The organism is Nocardia sp. CA-151230 (assembly GCF_050942175.1).
In the GTDB taxonomy this organism is placed as follows: Bacteria; Actinomycetota; Actinomycetes; order Mycobacteriales; family Mycobacteriaceae; genus Nocardia.
Genome location: NZ_CP192061.1, coordinates 6,896,007 through 6,915,677, shown reverse-complemented (window position 1 = coordinate 6,915,677; position 19,671 = coordinate 6,896,007). Strand labels below are relative to the sequence as shown.

At 69.2% G+C, this 19,671-nt stretch carries 16 protein-coding genes and 1 pseudogene; 7 read left to right on the top strand and 10 right to left on the bottom strand.

Annotated features, from left to right (window positions below; translation table 11 throughout):
* Positions 1-3: 3 nt before the first annotated feature.
* Both ACQP1O_RS32625 and ACQP1O_RS32620 read right to left on the bottom strand, forming a co-directional pair.
* Positions 4-786, bottom strand: a complete 783-nt coding sequence (locus tag ACQP1O_RS32625) for an SDR family oxidoreductase (RefSeq protein WP_433562213.1) — start codon at positions 784-786, stop codon at positions 4-6.
* Between the two features lie 145 nt (positions 787-931).
* Positions 932-2,542, bottom strand: coding sequence for an HNH endonuclease (locus ACQP1O_RS32620; protein ID WP_433562212.1), 1,611 nt, complete (start codon positions 2,540-2,542; stop codon positions 932-934).
* 87 nt (positions 2,543-2,629) lie between these two features.
* Between ACQP1O_RS32620 and ACQP1O_RS32615 the strand changes: the two genes are divergently transcribed.
* Positions 2,630-3,118, top strand: coding sequence for a hypothetical protein (locus ACQP1O_RS32615; RefSeq protein WP_433562211.1), 489 nt, complete (start codon positions 2,630-2,632; stop codon positions 3,116-3,118).
* Positions 3,119-3,147: 29 nt separating this feature from the next.
* On the opposite strand, the gene pabB is transcribed toward ACQP1O_RS32615, so the two are convergent.
* A complete protein-coding gene (gene pabB / locus ACQP1O_RS32610; RefSeq protein ID WP_433562210.1) occupies positions 3,148-5,280 on the bottom strand; it encodes an aminodeoxychorismate synthase in 2,133 nt (710 codons plus the stop codon).
* An 81-nt stretch (positions 5,281-5,361) separates the two neighbouring features.
* Here pabB and ACQP1O_RS32605 point away from each other — a divergent pair, with 81 nt between their 5' ends.
* Positions 5,362-6,426 carry a phosphotransferase family protein gene (locus tag ACQP1O_RS32605; protein WP_433562209.1) on the top strand — a complete coding sequence of 355 codons (1,065 nt, stop codon included), beginning with the start codon at positions 5,362-5,364 and terminating at the stop codon, positions 6,424-6,426.
* A gap of 22 nt (positions 6,427-6,448) precedes the next feature.
* Here the strand turns inward: ACQP1O_RS32605 and ACQP1O_RS32600 are convergent.
* Both ACQP1O_RS32600 and ACQP1O_RS32595 read right to left on the bottom strand, forming a co-directional pair.
* Positions 6,449-7,441: pseudogene (locus ACQP1O_RS32600) on the bottom strand (agmatine deiminase family protein); the annotation flags it as partial.
* 32 nt (positions 7,442-7,473) lie between these two features.
* A complete protein-coding gene (locus tag ACQP1O_RS32595) occupies positions 7,474-8,664 on the bottom strand; it encodes a serine hydrolase domain-containing protein (protein WP_433562208.1) in 1,191 nt (396 codons plus the stop codon).
* Positions 8,665-8,826: 162 nt separating this feature from the next.
* On the opposite strand from ACQP1O_RS32595, the gene ACQP1O_RS32590 reads away from it, so the two are divergent.
* From ACQP1O_RS32590 to ACQP1O_RS32570, 5 genes are all read left to right on the top strand, one after another.
* The gene (locus ACQP1O_RS32590) at positions 8,827-10,275 is read left to right on the top strand and encodes an amino acid permease (RefSeq protein WP_433562207.1); all 1,449 of its coding nucleotides are present in this window, start codon (positions 8,827-8,829) and stop codon (positions 10,273-10,275) included.
* A gap of 148 nt (positions 10,276-10,423) precedes the next feature.
* The gene (locus tag ACQP1O_RS32585) at positions 10,424-11,236 is read left to right on the top strand and encodes a serine hydrolase domain-containing protein (RefSeq protein WP_433562206.1); all 813 of its coding nucleotides are present in this window, start codon (positions 10,424-10,426) and stop codon (positions 11,234-11,236) included.
* A 121-nt stretch (positions 11,237-11,357) separates the two neighbouring features.
* Positions 11,358-11,891 (top strand): DUF3145 domain-containing protein, encoded by a 534-nt coding sequence (locus ACQP1O_RS32580; protein WP_433562205.1) that lies wholly within the window; start codon positions 11,358-11,360, stop codon positions 11,889-11,891.
* 98 nt (positions 11,892-11,989) lie between these two features.
* Positions 11,990-12,394 (top strand): hypothetical protein, encoded by a 405-nt coding sequence (locus ACQP1O_RS32575; RefSeq protein ID WP_433562204.1) that lies wholly within the window; start codon positions 11,990-11,992, stop codon positions 12,392-12,394.
* Between the two features lie 173 nt (positions 12,395-12,567).
* Positions 12,568-13,959: an FAD-binding oxidoreductase gene (locus ACQP1O_RS32570; protein WP_433562203.1), complete on the top strand. Its 1,392-nt coding sequence runs from the start codon at positions 12,568-12,570 to the stop codon at positions 13,957-13,959.
* Between the two features lie 79 nt (positions 13,960-14,038).
* Here ACQP1O_RS32570 and ACQP1O_RS32565 read toward each other — a convergent pair whose 3' ends face one another.
* The 5 genes from ACQP1O_RS32565 to ACQP1O_RS32545 form a co-directional block, all read right to left on the bottom strand.
* Positions 14,039-15,469: an acyl-CoA carboxylase subunit beta gene (locus tag ACQP1O_RS32565; protein ID WP_433562202.1), complete on the bottom strand. Its 1,431-nt coding sequence runs from the start codon at positions 15,467-15,469 to the stop codon at positions 14,039-14,041.
* A gap of 169 nt (positions 15,470-15,638) precedes the next feature.
* Positions 15,639-16,889, bottom strand: a complete 1,251-nt coding sequence (locus ACQP1O_RS32560; RefSeq protein WP_433562201.1) for a KasA/KasB family beta-ketoacyl-ACP synthase — start codon at positions 16,887-16,889, stop codon at positions 15,639-15,641.
* A gap of 11 nt (positions 16,890-16,900) precedes the next feature.
* Positions 16,901-17,206, bottom strand: a complete 306-nt coding sequence (acpM, locus tag ACQP1O_RS32555) for a meromycolate extension acyl carrier protein AcpM (RefSeq protein WP_033086997.1) — start codon at positions 17,204-17,206, stop codon at positions 16,901-16,903.
* 98 nt (positions 17,207-17,304) lie between these two features.
* Entirely contained in the window at positions 17,305-18,219 is a 915-nt protein-coding gene (locus tag ACQP1O_RS32550; RefSeq protein WP_433562200.1) for an ACP S-malonyltransferase, read from the bottom strand.
* A gap of 127 nt (positions 18,220-18,346) precedes the next feature.
* Complete coding sequence (locus ACQP1O_RS32545; protein WP_433567873.1) at positions 18,347-19,648, bottom strand: PucR family transcriptional regulator; 1,302 nt, start codon at positions 19,646-19,648, stop codon at positions 18,347-18,349.
* Positions 19,649-19,671 lie beyond the last annotated feature (23 nt).

Sequence of the window (19,671 nt, the reverse complement as noted above, 5' to 3'; positions counted from 1 at the left end):
AGGTCAGCTCACCGGCTTCGAATACCGTCGGCGCAGCCACTCGGCATAGTCGTACGACACGGTCTCGCCATCGGCGTCGAGGCACAGTGCGGCGTCGCGCAACCGTCGCACGATCCGGCCGACCGGCGGCACCGGCAGCGGCAGCAGCGCCTGGCCGAGAGCGTGGCGGCGGAGCTCGGCCAGTTCGCCGAGGGTCTGCACGACCGGACCGCCCAGATCGCGGATCCGGCCGGACGGGCCCGCCTCGACCGCGTCGGCCAGCCGGCCCGCCACCGCGACCACGTCGACCGGCTGGAACCGCATGCCGGTCCGCGGCGCGATGCGGAATTTCGCGGCCGCGCCGGCCATTTCGTCGATGAGTTCGTGGAACTGCGTGGCGCGCAACAGGGTCCACGGCACCGGGCCCTGGGTGACCACCCGCTCCTGGGCGACCTTGGTGCGGTAGTAGCTGAACGGCACCCGCTCGCAGCCGACGATCGAGATCTCCACATGGTGGCCGACCCGGGCGCGCTGCTCGGCGGCCAGCAGGGTGCGCACACCGTCGACCATCACCCGTGCGCTGCGCAGCCCGCGATGGGAGGCCGCGTCCACCACCGCGTACACACCCTCCAGCGCCGCGTCCATCCCCGCGCCGGTGACCAGATCCACCGCGTGATGGGTGGTCCCCGGCAGCGGCTCGGTGGGTGCGGACCGGCTCAGCACCCGCACCGTATGCCCGCGCGCCACCAGATCCCGCACCACCGGCGCACCCAGCGTCCCGGTACCGCCCACAACCGCCACCTGCATGTCGGATCCCTTCCTCGACCGGCCTTCCTCGGACGCTAGAACCACACCGTGTGCCGCTCAACATGATTCATCGCATGGCGTCGGATTCCCCACATTCGCCCGTGCCCCGCGCGTCGATGGGGTTGGATGTGCCGCGTCGCCGGGGTCAGATGTGCGCGCCCTTGGTGCGGTTGCAGGCGCGGCAGAGGATCTGCAGGTTGGCGGGGCTGGTCGCGCCGCCCCGGCTGATCGGGATGATGTGGTCGAACTCCAGGTAGTGGCTGTCGCCGCATTCGACGCATTTGCCGCCGTCGCGCTGCCAGACCACGGCCTTGACATCCGGTGGGATGGAACGGGTGTCGCGGCGGCCGGGGGTGAGGGCCAGGCGCTTGGCGATGCGCAGCGCGCCCTCCATGGCGGCGGCCACGAAGTCGGGATCGGCGACCTCGAGGATCGCGCCGCCGCGCGAGGAGGTCGCCGACACCTCGACCAGACCATCGGCGGCGGTCACCGAAACCACACGGGCCCAAGGCATTTCGGTGCCGGTATCCGCGCCCGTGAAGCGCAGCTTGCGGTTGCTGACGATCAGCCGGCCCTCGGTGCGCTTGGGGCCGCGGGCCAGCCGGCGGATGTGCACGGCGGGGAGGTTCAGGTGGACCCGCTCGTCGGGATCCAGATGCAGGCCCGTGGTGGGCTGCTGCGGCAGCTCGCCGGACCGCAGCCGGGTGAGTAGGCGGCCGCGGTGCAGGCGGCGGCGCAGGTCCTCGATGACGGGGCCCGACAGGGACAGCTCCGCGGCGGTGTCCTCGAAGTCGTCCACGTCGGGCTCGTCCACCACGCCGTCGGCGAAGGTGAAGGCGACCAGGCGTTCCAGCTGATCGAGGGCGAGCGGGCGCAGCAGATCCAGGGCGGCGGCGCGGTCGACGCGCTGGAAGCGCAACGCGGCCCAGAGCGTCTCCCAGTCGTCGTGCGGGGTGAGGCCACGCAGGGCGCGCTCGGCGCGGGGACGCCAGCCGCGCAGGTATTCGGCTGTCTCGGTGGAACATTCGCGGCACAACAGCGTGGCACCGAACAGCGCCGCGCCGAACAGGCGGCGGCGCGGCGCCCCGCAGCGCGGGCAGTGGCGGGCATCCTGCGGCGGGGCGGGGCGTGCCGAGGCCGTCCACGTCGTGCCGTCCCACCAGCGCAGGCGGGCCGGATCGCGAGGATCCGGATGCCATTCCGCCCGTTCGGGATCCGGGGGCGGCGGTGTGCGGCGCGGCTCGGGCTCGAAGCCGTGCACGGGATCGATCCGCACCCCGAACTCGCGCACCAGCCCCGCCAGGCTGACCCCGGCGTCGGCCAGCGCCCGGAACTCCCAGCCCTCCTCGGCGCGCGTGAACTCACCCAGCACCAGGGCCGGTGCCGGGTCCGGGGTGTCGATGTCGTATCGAGCGACCGGGTGGTCGTGGTCGAATACGGTCAGCCGCAGGCCCGCGACATCGGCGAAACCGCCTGGCGCCGAGCCGATGACCACGATCCCCGCCACCTCCGGCCCGGTGCGCGGGAGCGAGACCGACAGCCGTGCCGTCCCCGGCGCCGGCTCCCGGTCCAGCGTCACCGCCTGCGAGACGTGCCGGGGCGCGTCGAACCAGACGAAATCCCGGTCCGACCGGGCCCGCCCGTGCTCTGCCACCAGCACGGCCTGCGCCCGCACCGCATGCTCCGACCGCCACGAAAGCACAACCGTCAGAAGCGATGTCGGAACCGTCGTATGGCCACCCATGGTCAGTTTCATCGTGGTCGAACTATGCCACGACTCTCCGACAAAACCGTATGCCCGGCCCTCCCGTGCAACCTGAAAATCGTGCGGCACAGTAGAGCTATGACCAACCCCAAGGGGAGCGACCGTCAGCCCGCCAAACCCTCGACCTCGCGCGTCCCCACCGCCGGGGACATCCTGGCGGCCGCCCAGGCCGCGGTCGAAGCCGCCCAGAGCGCGGCCGGTCAGGCCCTGGATTCCGCCCAGGTGACCGCGTCGACCGCCTTCGACACCGCCGTCCGCCTCCCGCCCGCCTCGATTCAGCTCGCCGCCCAGCTGCCCGACCTGATCCAGAGCCTCACCATCGCCGTCGAACGTCTCAACTCCACCATCGACCGCCTCGATCGCACCCTCGCCCTGGCCGAACCCGCCTTCGTCGCCTACGACAAGATCCTCACCCGGCTCGAGGCGGTCACCGCTCTCGGCGAGGAGGTCTTCACCCGCCTCGACAAACTCCCCGGCGTCTCCCTGCTCGGCCGCCTCACCGGCACCCGCGAGAATCCGGAACCCGTACCGCCCGAGAGCAAGTCCCGCCGCTCCCGCCGCAAATGACACCGCGGCACCCCGGCGGCGGGCCCGGACTACCTGGCCGAGGGAATGCGGTCGCGGGGCGGGACGGCCAGGCCGGGGAGGGCGCGCAGTGCGGCGGCGGCCTTCCAGACCATTTCGTGGTACTCGCCGGCCGGGTCGGAGTCGAGGACGACCGCGCCGCCCGCGCCGACTCGCCAGCGATTGTCGTGGCGGACGGCGGTGCGGATGACGATGTTCAGGTCGGCGGTGCCGCCGAGGCCGAGGAAGCCGATGGTGCCGGAATAGATGCCGCGGGCCTCGGTTTCGAGGGAGTCGATGATTTCGAGGGTGCGGAGTTTGGGGGCACCGGTCATGGAACCGCCGGGGAAACAGGCTCGGAGACAGTCGATGACGTCCAGGCCGGGACGGAGGGTGCCGCGCACGGTGGAGACCAGCTGATGCAGGGTCGTGTAGGTCTCGACGGCCATGAGCTTGGGCACGCGCACCGAGCCGATCTCGCAGACCCGGCCCAGGTCGTTGCGGAGCAGATCCACGATCATGAGGTTCTCGGCGCGGGTCTTGGGGCTGCGGGCCAGCTCGGCTTTCAGCTCGGCGTCCTCGGGAGCGGTGCCACCGCGCGGGGCGGTGCCCTTGATCGGCTTGCTCTCCACCGTGCGGGAGCGATCCACCTTGAGGAAGCGCTCCGGCGAGGAACACGCCACCTCCAGCCCTCCGAAGCGCAGGAATGCCGCGTACGGGGCCGGATTGCACCGGCGCAGCGTGCGATACACCGAAAGGCCGTCGGCGTCGCCCGGGGGATGGGCGCTGTCGGTGATGCAGATCTCGTACGACTCACCCGCGAGCAGCTGCTCCCGGCAGGCCGCCACGTCGGCGAGATAGCGCTCCCGGCCGCGCGTGAGGAACGGCGCGACCGTGTCCTCGTCGGCGCGCAGCTCGAGGTCTCGCGGATTCTCCCAGGTCGGAAGAGTTTCCACCACGGTCCGGGTGGCGGCGAGCCAATCCTGTGCGGCGGCAGTGGCATCCGGCTCGGCCAGCGCCAGCAGATGGGTGCGGCCCGCCTCGTGGTCGACCACGATGAGCCGGTCCACGAAGATCCACTGGGCGTCGGGCGTGGCCGCGCGATGCACGGCCTCGGCGCCGCAGTCGGCCTTCATCTCGTAGCCGAGATAGCCGACATAGCCACCGGCGAAATCGAAAGGCACATCCGGGAATTCGATCTCCCGGCGGCGTAGCTCGGCGGACAGATAATCCAGCACCCCGCCCGGCACCGTGCGCGGCCCGGCCGCCGACTCGATCTCCACCCGGCCGCTGCCGACCCGATACCGCACCACCTCCGCCAGCGGCCCGGACGCGTCACCCAGGAACGAGAAGCGATCCAGTCCCGGCTCCACATGCTCGCTGTCGAGCCAGAAGGCATGCGGGGAACCGGCATACAGCGCGTCGAAGACGGCCTCGGCATCGACCGCCCGCTCCACGACCGTCTGCTCGACCCGATAGCGGACGGGCCCGCCGACGGCAGGCGGTGGCGAAGTCTCGGCTCCGATCCGGCCGCGCATCGGCGTCGTTCGGATGGGCTGTCGGGAAATGCCCTGCCGCCGTTGATGGTCGGCGGTCAACGCGGCGAAATTGCGCAGCAGCCGCTCCCCGTGCTCGCTGGAGATCGACTCCGGATGGAACTGCACCCCCCACTGCGGCCGGGTGCGGTGCCGCACGCCCATGATCACCCCGTCCGGCGTGTTCGCCGTGACTTCGAGGTCCTCCGGCAATGGTCGCGCCGCACACAGCGAGTGATAGCGCACCGCCGAGAAGCCCTGCGGCACACCGGCGAACAGATCCCGGCCGTCGTGGCTGATCAGATCCGGGTACCCGTGCCGGGCCTGCGGCGCGGCGACCACCTGCCCACCCGCCGCGATCACGATGCCCTGATGCCCCAGGCACACTCCCAGCACCGGCAGCTCGGCTCCGGTGATCAAGGCCGCCGAGATGCCGAAATCGCGCGGGACATCCGGTCGTCCGGGCCCGGGGGAGATGACGATGTTGTCGAACTCCCCGAGTCCGAGCTCTTCGATCGAGGCCGCCTCGTCATTGCGCACGACCACGGGTTCGACCCCGTTCACCTCGCTGATCAGCTGATACAGGTTGTAGGTGAACGAGTCGTAGTTGTCGATCAACAGGGTGCGCATTTGACCACGCACATTACGCTCTGTCCGATTTGCGGTTACTGCTGGCGACTGCCTTCAGTTTGTGTGGACCGCTACGGCAGAATGGGCGGCATGTCTGTTGCGCAGCCGGTCGAAGTGGATCGTGACGTCGTCGATTTCGCCATCGTCGGAAAGTGGATGGAAGAGCAGGGCCTGCCCGGCGGGGAGTTCGAGGAGGTGAAGCCGCTCGGCGGCGGCACCCAGAACATCATGCTCCGGTTCCGCCGCGGCGGCCGCGAGTACGTGCTGCGACGTGGACCCAAACATCTGCGTGCCGCCAGCAATACCGTCATCCAGCGCGAATCCCGAATCCTCGGCGCGCTCGGCGACACCGAGATCCGCGCCCCCAAGGTGATCGCCGCCTGCCCCGACGAATCCGTGCTCGGCGCATCCTTCTACCTGATGGAACCGATCGTCGGCTTCAACCCGCAGAACGAGCTGCCCGAACCGCACGCCTCCGACCCCGAGGTGCGCCGGCAGATGGGCCTGTCCGCGGTCGAGGCCATCGCCCGCCTCGGCTCGCTCGATCACGAGGCGCTCGGCCTGGCCGACTACGGCAAGCCGGAGGGCTTCCTGGAACGCCAGGTGCCGCGCTGGCTCAAGGAACTCGACTCCTACAGCGTCAACGTCGGCTATCCCGGCCCGGAGATCCCCGGCGTCGCCCAGGTCGGCGACTGGCTCGACCGCAACCGACCCACCCAGCCGAAAGCCGGCATCCTGCACGGCGACTGCCACCTCGCCAACATGATGTTCTCCTACGACGGCCCCGAGGTGGTGGCCATGGTCGACTGGGAGATGTCCACCATCGGCGACCCGCTGCTGGACCTGGGCTGGCAGATCGCCACCCGCCCGGTCCCCGGCACCACCGGCGCGGCACTGGTCGGCTCCCTCGGCGCGGTCGGCGGCCTGCCCACACCCGAGGAGATGATCGCCCACTACGCGAAGTTCTCCGACCGCGACCTGACCCACGTCACCTGGTACACCGTGCTGGCCTGCTTCAAGCTCGGCATCGTGCTCGAGGGCACGCACGCCCGGGCCTGCGCGGGCAAGGCCCCCAAGCAGGTCGGCGACTTCCTGCACGCCATCACACTCGAACTGTTCGAGAAGGCCCACCAGCTGATGGAGTGACGGCACCGTACACGGCCGAGGTCTACGCCGGCTCCTGCTTGGTCGTGCAGTGGATGCCGCCGCCGCCCGCGGCGACCGCGTCGATATCGATCTGCACCACCCGGCGGCCCGGAAACAGCCGCGCCAGTGTGGCTTCGGCGAAGGCGTCGGCCTCCGGATCTCCGAACTCGGGGGCCACGACCGCACCGTTGCAGACATAGAAGTTCATGTAACCGGCCGCGAACTCGTCGTCGGCGAACTCGTCGCGCACCCGCGCCGGGCCGGGGATCACCTCCACTCGCAACGGGTGACCCAGGGCATCGGCGGAGTCCTGGAGGATGGCGAGATGGCGGCGGGTGACGTCGTAGTCGTAGCGGTCCACATCGTCCTCGCGACCGGCCACCACCACGCCCGGGCCCGCGAACCGCGCATAGAAATCGGTGTGCCCGTCGGTGACGTCGTAACCGGCGATGCCGGGCAGCCAGATGACCTTCGAAATCCCCAGCAGCCGAGCCAGTTCCGCCTCCACCTCCTCGCGCTGCCAGCCGGGATTGCGATTGTCGTTGAGCACGCAGCTCTCGGTGACGATGGCGGTGCCCGCCCCGTCGACCTCGATGCCGCCGCCCTCCAGAATCAGCTCGGTCGTCAGCAGCTCAGCCCCCGTGCGCTCGGCGACCAGCCCGGCCAGCCGCGCATCCTCCCGATACTCCTGCTTGTCGCCCCAGGCATTGAAGTTGAAATCGACCGCTGCCATGGCGCCGTCGCCGCCCACGAACACCGGGCCGCTGTCGCGCAGCCACAGATCGTCCATCTCCGCGGGCGTCAGCGCCACCTCCGGCCCGGCCAGCGCGCGGGCCAGATCGAATTCCTCCGGCCGCACGAGCATCGAGACCGGCTCGAATCGCGCGACGGTGCGGGCGATCCGGGCCACATCCTCGCGAATGCGGGGGAGCAGCTCGGGCGTCCACACCCGCTCATCGGCCCCGAAGGCCATCCAGGTCCGCCGATGCGGCTGTCCTTCGTCGGGCATCACCCACGGTTGCGGCGGCATGGACCTATTCCTTTCGGTCAGCGACAGCGGAGCAGGGCCTCACGGAGATTGCGCGAACGGACATCGTCGAGCACCGCCATACCCAGGCGGTTCATCACATAGCCGAACCCCAGACCCGTTGCGGGATCGGCGAATCCGAACGAGCCGCCGTAGCCGGTGGTGCCGTAGGCGCGCTTGTCGGAGCCGAACCGGAAACCGCCGCGCGACCGGCGGAAGCCCAGGTGGTAGCGGCTCGGGGTGAGCAGCACCAGGTCCTCGGCCGGGACGTCGTCGGCGGTGTCGGGGGAGCCCAGGCGGTCCAGCAGGCTCGGCTCGATGGGCAGCTCACCGGTCCGCCCCGCCGCCGCGCCGTACACCCGCGCCAGCGCTCGCGCGGTGCCGACACCGCCGGCGGCCGGGCTCTCCACCGCCAGGAATTCGCGCCGGGCGGCCCGGGCGGGCGCACCGACCTGCGGGCTGTTCAGCGCGCGGAAGGACAAGCCGCGCTTGCTGTAGAGCTGAATGCCGATGCGCACCGGCAGATCTCGCTCATAGCGCAGAATGTCGAGGCCCTCGGTCGCGGAAAGGGCGGCCACCCGATCCAGCGAAACCTCGTCCGGCAGGCCGATATAGAACTCCGCGCCCAGCGGTCCGGCAATGTCCTCGGCGAAGATGCGGCCCAGCGTGCGATGCTCCGGATCGACCCGCCGCAGCAGCTCACCCTGATACAGCCCGGCCGTGATCGGGTGGTAGCCGTGCCGGGTTCCTGGCCGCCACAATGGTTTCTGCTCGGCCAGCACCACCGCCATCCGATCCAGATCGGCCATATCCGTGAGCCGGAACGGCCGATCCAGCGCCGCCAGACCGGCCTGATGGTCCAGCAGTTGCCGCACGGTGATGGACTCCTTGCCGTGCGCGGCGAACTCCGGCCAGTGCAGCGCCACCGGATCCTCGTAGTCCAGCAGCCCCCGCGACACCACCGACGCCACCGCGAACGCGGTCATGCCCTTGGTCGAGGACCACACCGGGGCCATGGTGTCGCGCTCCCACATCACCCGGCGCTTGCGATCGCGATGCCCCGCCCACAGATCCACCACGGGCCGATCCCCGTCGTAGACCGCCACCGCCGCACCGATCTCCCCGTGCCGGCTGAAGTTGCGGCGGAACGCGTCGGCGACCGGGCCGAAACCCGCGTCCACCTCGCCATGGATCGTGACCTGCTCACTCATGATGGGTCCGATCGTAACCGGGCATACGGTCTGTGCGGGGTTGTAGCGACGCTCTGAATACCACTGCGACGCCAGTACATAGCTGTGAGCAGTGCGGATCGCCCGACGGGTGGGCCACCCTGGTGCCATTTCGACCGGTCCGACCCGGTAGCGTGGCCGCACATGCCCGGACTCCATCGGATTACCGCATCATTGCTGCGGACCAAGCCAGTCGAACAGCTCACCTCCGATGGAGAACACACCGCACTGCGGCGCAGCATGGGCCTGATCTCCCTGATCGCACTGTCGGTCGGCGCCACCCTCGGCACCGGCATCTTCGTGGTCCTGGGCGAGGCCGCACCGCTGGCCGGGCCCGCCGTCGTCGTCTCCTTCGTCATCGCCGCACTGGCCGCGCTGTTCTCGGCCCTGTCCTACGCGGAACTGGCCGGCGCGGTGCCTGTGTCCGGATCGGCCTACTCCTATACCTATGCGACGCTGGGCGAGATCATCGCCTGGATCTGCGGGTGGTGCCTGCTGCTGGAGTACGGCGTGTCGGTGGCGGCGGTCGCGGTCGGCTGGGGCGCGTACCTCAACGAGTTCCTGGGATCGACCATCGGCCGGCGGATTCCGGACGCGCTGGCGCAGCCGCCGGGCGACGGCGGGATCGTCAACCTGCCCGCCGCCATCGTGGTGGTGCTGGCCACCGTGGTGCTGCTGGGCGGCATCCGGGAGAGCGCGCGGGTCACCACCGTCACCACCCTGATCAAGATCACGGTGCTGGTGTTCTTCGTGGCCGTGGCGGTCACCGCCTTCCACTCCTCGAACCTGCACCCCTTCGCGACGGCCGGCGTCTCGGGCATCGGGGCGGCGGCCTCGATGGTGTTCTTCTCCTTCATCGGCTTCGACGCCGCCTCCACCGCCGGCGAGGAGGCCAAGAATCCGCAGCGAGATCTGCCGCGGGCCATCATCATTTCGCTCGGCATCGTGACGCTGGTCTACGTGCTGGTGGCGCTGACCGCCGTCGGCGCGGTCGGCGTGGACGCCGTCAGCAGTTCGGGCGCGTCGCTGGCCACCGTGCTGGAACAGGTCACCGGGCGCGGCTGGCCCGCCACCATCCTCGCGGGCGGCGCGGTCATCGCCATCGCCTCGGTGGTGCTGACCGTGCTCTACGGGCAGACCCGCATCCTGGTCTCCATGTCCCGCGACGGGCTCATGCCCGCCGTGCTGTCGCGGGTCGGGAAGAAGCGCGTGCCGACGGTCAACACGCTCATCGTGGGCGGCGTGGTGGCGGTGCTGTCGGCGCTGGTGCCGCTGGGCGAACTGGTGAACGCCACCAATATCGGCACGCTGGTGTCCTTCGGGCTGGTGAACATCGGCGTGCTGGTGCTGCGCCGCACCAAACCCGAGCTACCGCGGTCGTTCCGGACCCTGGTGCCGTTGGTGCCGGTCATCGGCGTGGTCATGTGCGTGTGGCTGCTGATCCACCTGCCGGGGGTGACCTGGCTGGCTTTCACGCTGTGGTCGGCGGTCGGGCTGGTGGTGTACTTCGGCTACGGGCGGCCGCGGTCGAAGTTGAATCCAACCGTTCCCACCGAAAGCGCTACGCCGCAGCGCATCCGTAGCTGGCGATAAGTCGAAAGGTTCGCGGCCGTCTCGATTCTGGACCGACGGAGCGCGGGAGCGAAGCGAAGGAGCGGAGGAGGGAAGAATCGAGACCTCCGGGCCGCGAACCCGCCCGGAGCGAAGCGAAGGGCAAAATCCAACACAGTACGCTCGATACGTGCGAGCGCTGGAGCAGATTCGACAGTGGCCGGTCCGGAACGCGGCGGCGGGTGTCGTCGTCCGCGGCAAGGGTGTGGTGGACGCCGAGGGTGACACCGCGCACGTCTTCCCGCTCGCCTCGGTGACCAAACCTCTTGTGGCATACGGGGTCCTGGTGGCGGTCGAGGAGGGCGCGATCGAGCTGGACCAGCCCGCCGGGCCGCCCGGATCGACGGTGCGGCACCTGCTCGCCCACACCTCCGGCCTGGCCTTCGACACCACCGTGGTGCTGGCCGCGCCCGGCGCGAAGCGGATCTACTCCAGCGCCGGGTTCGAGGTCCTCGCGGATTTCGTTGCGGCGCAGACCGGTATCCCGTTCGATCAGTACCTGCGCGAGGCCGTCTTCGAACCGCTGGGCATGAACTCCTCGGCGCTGGTCGGTTCGGCCGGACATGCCGGCCGCTCCTCGGTCGCAGATCTCCTGCGATTCGCCGAGGAATTGCTGGAACCTGCTGTCGTGAGTGCCGAATTGGTTTCCGAAGCAAGCACGGTGCAATTCCCGGGATGCAATGGCGTTCTCCCCGGTTACGGGTCGCAGCGCCCCAACGACTGGGGATTGGGTTTCGAAATCCGCGATCACAAATCGCCGCACTGGACCGGTGGTGCGAACTCGCCGCGGACCTTCGGGCACTTCGGGCAGTCCGGCACATTTCTCTGGGCGGATCCGGAAGTCGGCATGGCGTGTCTCGCGCTGGCGGACGAAAATTTCGGGGACTGGGCCCGAGCGGCGTGGCCACCCCTCAGCGACGCCGTCATCGCGGAGTTTGCGTAGGGGCCGACACAGGCATCAAGTAACACACGCAACACCGGGCACTCCAGTAAACTCGGGCAACGCCGAGCTCGGACAGGGGCCGTTGGGGAAGACGTCCCTCGTCGAGCCGGAGGTGTCAGTGGTGCACGCGTCTAGTCAGTTCGCGGAGGCGACGTCTGGAGTCGTCTATATCCATTCGTCGCCGGCAGCGCTGTGCCCGCATGTCGAATGGGCTCTGACCTCCACTCTCAAGGCCCCCGCGAAACTGCGCTGGACCGCACAGGCGGTCGATCCCGGACATCTGCGCGCCACCACCGACTGGTACGGCCCGGTTGGCACCGGCGGCAAATTAGCCAGAGCATTGCGGGATTGGCCCGTGCTGTATTTCGAAGTGACCGAGGACCCCAGCGAGGGCGTCGACGGCACCCGCTTCAGCTTCGTCCCCGGCCTCGGCCTCTGGAGCGGCGTCACCGGCGCCGGCGGCGACATCATGGTCGGTGAGATGCGCCTGCGCGCCATCGTCGCCGAGGCCCGTGCCCACGGCCGCGGCGCCGCCGCCGAGATCGCCGCCGACATCGACCGCGCACTCGGCACCGCCTGGGACGACATCCTCGAGCCCTATCGCCTCGGCGGCGACGGCGCGGAAGTCACCTGGCTGCGCCGCGACGTCGGCTGATCCGCCCGCGCAGCCGCCGAACCCACGCGAGCCTGCCCTCCCGAACGCCATAAACCGGGCACAATGCCCAGGGGAGGGGTAGCCGACGAGGAGGATTCGTGCGGACCACAGCGATCGCGGGTGCGGCCCTGGCCATGGCGACGGCCTTCGCCCTCACCGCCTGCAACGACAACGGCCCTACCGTCGCCTCGGGTACCTCGGCCCACCCCGCCACCTCCGCCGCCGCCTTCCCGGCCGCGGGCCACGAGGCCGTCCAGTGCGGCCCCGGCCCCTGGGGCCTGGCGGTCGTGGTCTCCACCGCCAAGGGCACCGGCTTCTGCCCCACCGCGCTTTCCGTCGTCACCGCCTACGCCGACGAGCGCGCCAAACAATCCACCGGCGATATCGCCGTCACCGTCGACACCGTCCGGTGGGTCTGCGGTGAACGCCCCTCCACCCCCAATCCCTATCAGGAATGCTCCAGCCAGAACGAGTCCGCCGAAAAGGTCCGCCTCCAGTCCTGAGGTCGGCTCCCGCTCGGGCCCGCGATGAACCCCGGGTGTCTCCCGTGCGTAACGCCGGGGTAGCGGCAGGACACCGAGGGCTGTCGATACGGTGCGGGGCCGATGGTCCGGTGCTGTCACGGGACATGGCCCGGGGTTCGCCGTGGCGGCGGAACCATCGGAGGAGCGGGACCATGACCACTGCGGGGATCGATATCGAAGGCTTGCGGACCAGCGTCGACGGGGAGGTCATCGCCCCGGGAGACGCGGAATACGATGTGGCGCGCCAGGTTTGGAACGGATGTTTCGATCGCAGGCCGGCGGTGATCGTCCGGCCGGCCAGTCCGGCCGGAGTGGCGGCCGCTGTGGTGGCCGCGCGCACGGGCAACCTGGATCTGACGGTGCGCGGCGGCGGTCACAATTACGCGGGGCACGCAGTGGCCGACGGCGCCATGATGATCGACCTGCGCGCGCTGGACTCGGTCGCGGTGGACCCGGTCTCCAAGCTCGCCCGCTGCGGCGGCGGCTGCACCTGGGCGCAGGTCGACGCTGCCACCACCGAGCACGCGCTCGCGGTCACGGGCGGGTTCATCAGTAGCACCGGCATCGGCGGGCTGACCCTCGGCGGTGGCATGGGCTGGCTCACCATGCGCGCCGGATTGACCTGCGACAGTGTGGCTTCCGCCGAGGTGGTCACCGCCGACGGCTGTGTCGTGACCGCCGCTCCGGAGGAGAATCCCGATCTGTACTGGGCGCTGCGCGGCGGCGGCGGAAACTTCGGCATCGTCACTGCCTTCACCTTCGCGCTGCACGACCTGCCGCCGATCGGGCAGCTGACCATGCTCTGCTGGACGCCCGCCGACGCCGTCGCCGGCCTCGCCGCCGGACGCGATCTGATCGCTTCCCTCCCCACCGGCTACTGCGCCGCGATCCTGGCGGTCAGCGGCCCGCCCGAGCCCTTCGTGCCCGAAGAGCACCAGGGCCGCCCCGGATTCGTCGTGGTCGTGATCGGATTCGGGGAGCCACAGGAACTGGAGGCGGTCGTCGCACCCCTGCGGGCCGTGGCTCCCACTCCGGCCTGGGAGCTCGTCACTCCGATCCCGTACACCGCCCTGCAGCGGATGTTCGACGAGTCCTCCCCGGCGGGCCTGTTCGCCTACGAGAAGTCGCTCTACATGGACGAGCTCACCGACGAGGTGCTCGCCACCCTCGTGGACCGCTTCCCGCGCCGCAGCCTGGTCGACTCCCTGGTCCCGATCTTCCCCCTCCGCGGTGCCTATTGCGCGATTGCCAACGCCAACACCGCATTCGGCGGTTCACGCCAACCGTGCTGGGCGATCAACATCAACGCGCTCAGCGCCGAACCCGCCGACTTCCCGGCCGAACGCGAGTGGGCCCGTGACTTCTGGGCCGCCCTGCGCCCCCACGCGCGCTCCGACGCCGGATACGTCAACTTCCTCGTCGACCACGACCAGCACCGTGTCCGGGAATCCTACGGCGACAAGTACTCCCGCCTCGTCGCCCTCAAATCCGCCTGGGACCCCGACAACATCTTCCACCACAACGCCAACATCCCCCCGGCCTGACAGCGAAACCTGTTCCCGGCCAACGAAAAGCGGGCGGTCTCCGAGAAGACCGCCCGCTATCGCGTTGCCGCGTAACCGATTACAGCGGAATGTTCTTGTTGTGCTGCGGCCGCGCCGGGGCGGCGGCCAGGGCGGCGGCGATGGTGGAGCGGGTCTTGGCGGGCTCGATGACCTCGTCCACGACGCCGATCGAGATGGCGCGCTGGACGCCACCGGCGATGCGCTCGTGCTCCTCGGTCAGACGCTCCAGCAGGGCCTCGCGCTCCTCCTCCGGGGCGGCCGCGAGAGCCTTCTTGTGCAGGATGCCGACCGCGGCCTTGGCGCCCATGACCGCGACCTCGGAACCCGGCCAGGCGTACACGGCGGTGGCGCCCAGCGAGCGGGCGTTCATCGCGATGTAGGCGCCGCCGTAGATCTTGCGGGTGACCAGGGTGACGCGGGGGACACGGGCCTCGGCGAAGGCGTGCAGCAGCTTGGCGCCGCGGCGCACCACGCCCTCGAACTCCTGCGAGACGCCCGGCAGGTAGCCCGGCACGTCGGTGACGACGATCAGCGGGATACCGAAGGCGTTGCACAGGCGCACGAAACGTGAAGCCTTCTCGGCACTTTCGGAGTTGAGGCAGCCGCCCAGGCGGATCGGGTTGTTGGCCAGCACACCGACGGTGCGGCCGCCGAGCCGGCCCAGACCGACCACCATGGAGCGGGCGTAGCCGCCCTGCAGCTCCTCGAAAGTGCTCTCGCCGTCGACGTTGTCGAGCAGCTCGTGGATGATCGGCTTGACGTCGTAGGCGCGCTTGGCCGACTCCGGCATCATGGCCTTGAGGTCGACGTCGCCGTGCGCGGCCGCGGCCAGATCGAACTCGCCCTGCTCGGCGAACATCGACACCAGGCGGCGGGCGCGGTGCATGGCATCGGACTCGTCGTCGGCGACGATGTGGCAGACGCCGGACTTCTTGCCGTGGGTGATCGGGCCACCGAGGGTCGCCATGTCCACGCTCTCACCGGTCACCGTCTTCACGATGTCCGGGCCGGTCACGAAGACGCGGCCTTCCGGAGCCATGATGACGATGTCGGTCAACGCGGGGCCGTAGGCGGCGCCGCCGGCGGCGAAGCCGAGCACCACGGAAATCTGGGGGACCTGGCCGGACGCGCGGACCATGGCCTCGAAGACCAGGCCGACGGCGTGCAGGGCCTCGACGCCCTCCGCCAGCCGGGCGCCACCCGAATGCCACAGGCCCACAACGGGAACCTTGGAATCGATGGCGGTGTCGATCGCGTCGACGATGTGCTTGCACCCCTCCACGCCCATGGCGCCGCCCATCACGGTGGCGTCGGAGCAGTAGGCGACCGTGCGGACGCCGTCGACCTCACCGATGGCCGCGAGCACGCCGGACTTGTCGCGCGGGTGTAGCGGGAGAACGGTTCCGGGATCGAAGAAGCGCTGCAACCGGCCCAGCGGGTCACGGGGATCGGTCGTGGTATCGGCGTGAGCGGGGGCCATTATGGTCATCGCAAACTCTCCTCATAGGGAAAGGCGGTCGCTGAGAGCGGCTGCGAATGTCGAAGTCCCGGCAGGGGTTTCAGGTCAGGATCTCCATCCGAGAACCCCTGCCGGGACCGCTTGTCTTACTGACCGGTAAAGCTGAGCCGGATTTCCGGTTTACCGGGGTGAATCCGTGTCAGTACCGGCCGAAGGCGAGCGCGACATTGTGCCCACCGAAACCGAATGAGTTGTTGATCGCGTACTGGATGTCCTGCTGGCGCGCCGCGCCGTGCACGACATCCAGGTCGATCGCCGGATCCTGGTTGTCCAGGTTCAGCGTCGGGGGGACGATGCCATCCCGGATGCTGAGCACCGTGAGTACCGACTCGAGGGCGCCGACGGCACCGATCGAGTGGCCCAGGGCCGACTTGGGTGCGTAGACCGAGGCATGCTTGACGCCTGCCTTGTGAATCGCGTTGGCCTCCGCGGTGTCACCGACGGGGGTGGCAGTCGCGTGGGCGTTGATGTGGGTGACGTCCTCGGGGGACAACCCGGCGGTCTGCATCGCGCGCTGCATGGCGCGAGCCGCACCGCTCCCCTCCGGATCGGGGGCCACCAGGTGGAACCCGTCGGAGGTGATACCCGCGCCCATCAGCCGGGCGTGGATGGTGGCGCCACGAGCCTTGGCGTGCTCCTCGGTCTCGATGACCATGAGCGCGCCCGCTTCGCCGAAGACGAAGCCGTCGCGATCCTTGTCGAAGGGGCGCGAGGCCGCCTTCGGATCGTGGTTGCGGGTCGACATGGCCCGCATCATGGAGAACGCGGCAATCGGCACCGAATCGATGAAGCCCTCGACGCCACCGGTGACCATGATGTCGGCGTCACCCATGACGATCATCCGCCACGCGTTGGCGATGGCCTCCGAACCCGACGAGCATGCCGAGACCGGAGTGACCACTCCCGCCCGGGCCTTGAGCTCGAGACCGACGACGGCGGACGGGCCGTTCGGCATGACCATCTGAACAGCCAGCGGCGAGATCTTGCGATAGCCGCCGTTCTTCAGCTTGTCCACCGAATCGATCAGCGCGTCGCCGCCGCCGAGACCGGTGCCGATGGCCACACCCAGCCGTAGCGGGTCGACCTCGGGAGAGCCGGCGTTCTTCCACACCTCGCGACCGAGCACGGTCGCCAGTCGCTCGACGTACGCCATGCGACGGATCTCGACCCGATCGAGCAGCGTGTCCGGCGACACCTTCAGGTGGCCGCCGATTCGAACTGGAAGGTCGTACTCCGCAATGAAGTCGTCCTCGAGAGTGTCGATGCCGCTCTCGCCATTGAGGAGGCCCTTCCACGTCGCATCGACGTCACCGGCGATCGACGTGGTCGCCGCCATGCTCGTTACGACGACGTTGGGAAAGTTCCCGTTCAAGGTGGAAGGAGTGGTCACGGTGTCGGTTCCTACTCGCCCTCGGCGCCGAACTTGGCCTTGAGCTCGGCGGCCGCGTCGGAGTTCTCGGCCTCGAGCTTCTGGATGTACGCCACCGCGTCGCCAACGGTCTTCAGGCTCGCCAGGTCCTCATCGGGGATCTTGACGCCGTACTTGTCCTCGGTCTGGACGGCGATCTCGACCATCGACAGCGAGTCGATGTCCAGGTCGTCGACGAAGGACTTCTCGATGGTCACCTCGGAGGGCTCGATACCGGTCACCTCTTCGATGATCTTGCCGAGCTCTTCGACGATCTGTTCCTGGGTCAGAGCGGCCACTGTGGTGGCTCCCTTCTTATTTCCGTAGAGGGTGGATTTTCATTTGTTTGCGACCCGGTTGCTCCATCGCCGTTGATAGGAGCGGGCCGCGAGTCAAGCTAGCTTGCCGCGGTGAGTTCGGCGAGCGCGGGGAGGTCCGAGGGGGTCTTCAGCGCCAGATTCGGGGTGCCCTTGAGCTCCCGCTTGGCGATGCCGACCAGGGTGCCCGCCGGCGGCAACTCTGCCACCGCGGAAACCCCTGCCGCACGGATCGTTTCAGTGCACAGATCCCAGCGCACGGGGCGTGTGACCTGGGCAGCGAGCTTGTCGACCGCGTCCTGGCCGGAGCTGACCGGTTGCCCGTCGAAGTTCGACAGCAGGGTCCGGACCGGCGCGCTGGGCGCGATCTTGGCGATGGCCTCCGCGACCGCGTCCTGGGCAGGAGCCATGAACGCGGTGTGGAAGGCGCCGGCGACCGGAAGTGCGCGGACGCGGGCCTTTTCGGGCGGGTTCGCGGCAAGGGCTTCGAGCGCCTCGAGCTTACCCGCGGCTACGATCTGACCCACCGCATTACGGTTGGCCGGAATCAGACCGAGATCGTCGAGACGAGCGAGCACCTCCGCTTCGTCACCACCGAGCACCGCGGACATACCGGTCGGCTCGAGTGCGCAAGCTTTGGCCATTTCCGCTCCGCGGATGGCGGCCAGGACCACCGCGTCATCGGCGGAGATGACTCCGGCGACGGCAGCGGCGGCGAATTCGCCGACCGAGTGTCCGGCGACGACTGTATCCGCGGGAAGCGAATCCTGCGGGATTTCCGCGAAAGCCATGAGGGCGGCCGCGACGACGAGAGGCTGGGTGACAGCCGTGTCGACGATTTCTTCGGCGGTCGCAGTCGTGCCCAACCGCAGCAGGTCCAGCCCCGAGGCCTTCGACCACAGCGCGATGCGGTCCGCAGCGCCGGGAAGTTCGAGCCAAGGGGTGAGCATGCCGGGAGTCTGAGAGCCCTGTCCAGGGGCGAGCAATGCGATCACGACTCAAGAAAACACTGTGAGGCCGCTCTCACGAGATGTCGGCGCGAATGAAGCTTGCTTGGCAGTTTTGTGAGGAGTCCACAAAAGGCCAAGTGGGCTGTCCGGATCGCCCGATCCCCGAATCTCGTTACACCCCATCCTTCGGATCTGTGACGGGAGTCATATCAGTGGCAGGAGTGGGTGATTCGTTACGGGTTCGTGTCAGCCGACCTACTGTGGCCGCGATACGTAACACATAGGCATCACGTGGATTCATCGGATCCCGGCCCGTGATGTCGGCGATTCGCTTGAGTCGATAGCGCACGGTATTTGGATGAACGAACAGCTGGCGGGCGCAGGTCTCGACGGCTCCACCGCAATCCAGATACGCGTCCAGCGTGTCCGATAGATCGGCGCTGGCGGCGGCCAACGGTAGCACGAGGTGCTCGTTCAGGGCGTCTATGGCCGCGCGGTCGCCGAGCAGGGCGCGTTCGGGCAGGAGTTCGGAGGCGTGCACCGGGCGTGGCGCACCCCGCCAGCCCACCACGGCCTCCATGCCGGCCATCGCCTCCACCGAGCTGACGTGCGCGGCGGACAGCGCCCGCATGGTCGGGCCGATCACCACCGGGCCCTCGGAGAAGGCCTCGGCGAGCAGGTCCGCCAGGAACTGCGACGGATACATCGGGTCGCCGAGATGTCCGCTGACTACCATCACCAGCCGCGAACCCTGCACCACGGCGAGCGCGTTGCGGCCGTGCCGGCCGGCCACACTATGTACGGAACTGACAACAGCCACCTGATCCTTGGGGGGCGTGCCCACAAGAACCGTCGCGGGTGCGGTCGCGTCCCAACTGAGAGTGGCCGCACGGGAGAGCATTTCCGGGCCGGTGTCGCCGCGCACCACGGCATCGACGACCAGGGCCTCCAATCGGGTGTCCCACGCGCCGCGCGACTCCGCGGCCGAGGCGTACACCGAGGCGGCGGCGAAGCCGAGCTCCCGCCCGTACCGCAGCACCGCCTCGGTGAGCGCCACCAGCTGACGGTCGTTGCGCGCCAGGGCCGGCAGCCACTGCTCGAAGAACTCCATGGCCACCCGGACCATGTCGACGGTCTGGCGCAGCGTCAGCCGCCGCGCCAGATCGTCCGGAATCACTTGGAAGGCATCGAGACTGAAGCGGATATCCGACTCCGGGTCCTGCAGCCACTCCAGGAAGTTCACCACCGCCGTCTGCACCAGCATCTGGACGCCGGCCCGCTGGGCGGCGTCCAGATTGGCGAAGAACGGCAACCGATCCTGCATCGAGGCCACGGCCTCGGTGGACAGGCGACCGGAGAACTGCTTGACCCGTTTCAGGAGGGTGTCCGGAAGCGGGTCGCGCGTCTGCCGATTCGGGGAGAGCGCGCCGGTCGGGAGATAGACCTCGTGGGAGGAGGTGCCCTCTTCGTTGATCCGGCGCGGCCTCGGCGGTTTAC